This window comes from Nocardioides sp. (assembly GCF_041600255.1).
Lineage (GTDB): Bacteria > Actinomycetota > Actinomycetes > Propionibacteriales > Nocardioidaceae > Nocardioides.
Window position 1 is genome coordinate 1 of the sequence record NZ_JBFIKK010000239.1, and the last position, 2,019, is coordinate 2,019.

Annotated in this window: 1 protein-coding gene and 2 pseudogenes; 1 reads left to right on the forward strand and 2 read right to left on the reverse strand. The window is 65.6% G+C overall.

The window, feature by feature from the left end; all coding sequences use genetic code 11:
- Nucleotides 1-211, reverse strand: a pseudogene (locus ABZE72_RS16730) (hypothetical protein); the annotation flags it as partial.
- 457 nt (nt 212-668) lie between these two features.
- Between ABZE72_RS16730 and ABZE72_RS16735 the strand changes: the two are divergent.
- A protein-coding gene (locus tag ABZE72_RS16735) for an IS3 family transposase (protein WP_372730168.1) occupies nt 669-1,846 on the forward strand; the annotation gives its coding sequence in 2 pieces (ribosomal slippage) (nt 669-953 and nt 956-1,846; 1,176 coding nt in all).
- A gap of 16 nt (nt 1,847-1,862) precedes the next feature.
- Here the strand turns inward: ABZE72_RS16735 and ABZE72_RS16740 are convergent.
- Nucleotides 1,863-2,019 (reverse strand): annotated as a pseudogene (locus ABZE72_RS16740) (IS3 family transposase); the annotation flags it as partial.

Consider the following 2,019-nt stretch of genomic DNA (forward strand, 5'->3'; position numbering starts at 1 on the left):
GCTCCATGGCCCGCGGTTCGGTGGGCGGCGTTCCCATGCGCCGACACCAAGGCGCACCTTCGTCAATGGCCGCGGCAACTAGCGACCGAGCCCGGGCCTCGATGAGTTCGGCTCGCTCGTCGATCGACTGGCGATCCTCCGCGGACATCTCGCGTAGCGGTTCCGGGATGAGCCCAGCGATCAGGCGTGGGTCGCGGCTCGCGTCGCTCAACTTGTCGCTGTAGGCATTGATGTTCTTGCGGATCGCGTCGTGCCCCCGATGTTCTGCACAGGTTTGAGAGCGACGTTGGTGATGAAGATGAGCTGGTCCGGCAACGAGTCGCGCGGGGCTTTCTTGTCCCACTCAGCCCGGGCGTCCAGTTCCTTCTTGATCCCTCCCCAGCCACGAGGTCGGCCGCGGTCGGGACCGCCTCAGCGCTCGTGGAGCCCGACCAGCTCGAAGCAGGCCAGCGGCAGGGCGCCGGTCTGCACGACGAGCTGGGCGTCCGCCATCCAGAGGCCGGAAACCGGGTCGTCCATGGTGAAGCCTGCGAGCCGCTGCCATGAGCCGACCTCCCAGACCGTCACGGCGCCGCCGTCACTTCCGGTTGCCAGGACGTGGGGGTCTGCTGCACGGATAGGTGACATCTGATCTGCGTCGATGTGTCGGCGCTGGAAGGATGTGCACCATGCCCAAGGCGTTCCCTAAGGAGTTCCGCGAGGACGTGGTCCGGGTCTACCGCGACTCCGATGCCTCAATGGCCCAGGTCGCGAAGGACTTCGGTATCTCGGCGTCGTGCTTGAAGCGCTGGCTGGCCATCGATGAGAAGAAGTCGACCAGGTCGTCTGGCTCATCCACCTCGGGCGGTGAGTCCGATGCGCTGCGTGAGGCGAACAAGCGGATCAAGCTGCTCGAGCAGGAGAACGAGGTGCTGCGCCGGGCGGCGGCCTATCTCTCGCAGGCGCACCTGCCGGGAAAATGATGTACCCGCTCGTCCGCGAACTGGCCGCTGACGGGATTCCTGTCGCGGTGACGTGCCGGGTCCTCAAGATCGCACGCCAGCCCTACTACCGCTGGCTGAGGTGCCCGATCACCGACGCCGAATTGGTCGCCGCCTACCGCGCCAACGCATTGTTCGACGCCCACCGCGACGACCCCGAGTTCGGCTACCGATTCCTGCTCGACGAAGCGCGTGAAGCGGGCGAGGAGATGGCTGAGCGCACCGCGTGGAAGATCTGTTCCGACCTCGGCTGGTGGTCTGCGTTCGGCAAGAAGCGCGGTCGCAACGGCAAGAAGCCAGGACCACCAGTGCACGACGATCTGGTCGAGCGGGACTTCAGCGCCACGGCACCCAACACCCTGTGGCTGGCCGACATCACCGAGCACTGGACTCGTGAGGGCAAGCTCTACGTCTGCGCGATCAAGGACGTCTACTCCAACCGGATCGTCGGTTACTCCATCGATTCACGGATGAAGTCCCGGATCGCCGTCACCGCGCTCAACAACGCCGTGGCCCACCGAGCGGCTGAGGGCGCCGGTGTGGCCAGCTGCGTGCTGCACACCGACCGCGGGTCGCAGTTCAGGTCCAGAAAGCTGGTCCACGAGCTCAACCGCCACCAGATGGTCGGCTCAATGGGACGAGTTGGCGCGGCCGGCGACAACGCTGCAATGGAGTCCTTCTTCTCGCTGCTCCAGAAGAATGTCCTCAACCGCGGCGTCTGGAACACCCGGGACGAGCTGCGAATCGCGATCGTCACCTGGATCGAGAAGACCTATCACCGCCGCCGTCGCCAAGCCGCTCTCGGCCGGTTGACCCCGGTCGAATACGAACTGATCATGACCACAACCGCCACCCAGGCGGCCTAACCCAACCTGTCACCAGTCCGTGCAGCAGACCCCGCAGGCCCTCGGCGCGCATGAGCCGCTCCACGGTGCACCTGGCGACCGGGACGCCCTCACGGTTGAGCTCGGCGTGGATCTTCCTCGCGCCATAGACACCCAGGTTGGCCTTGTGGGCTGTCTTGATGTCCTCGACCAGC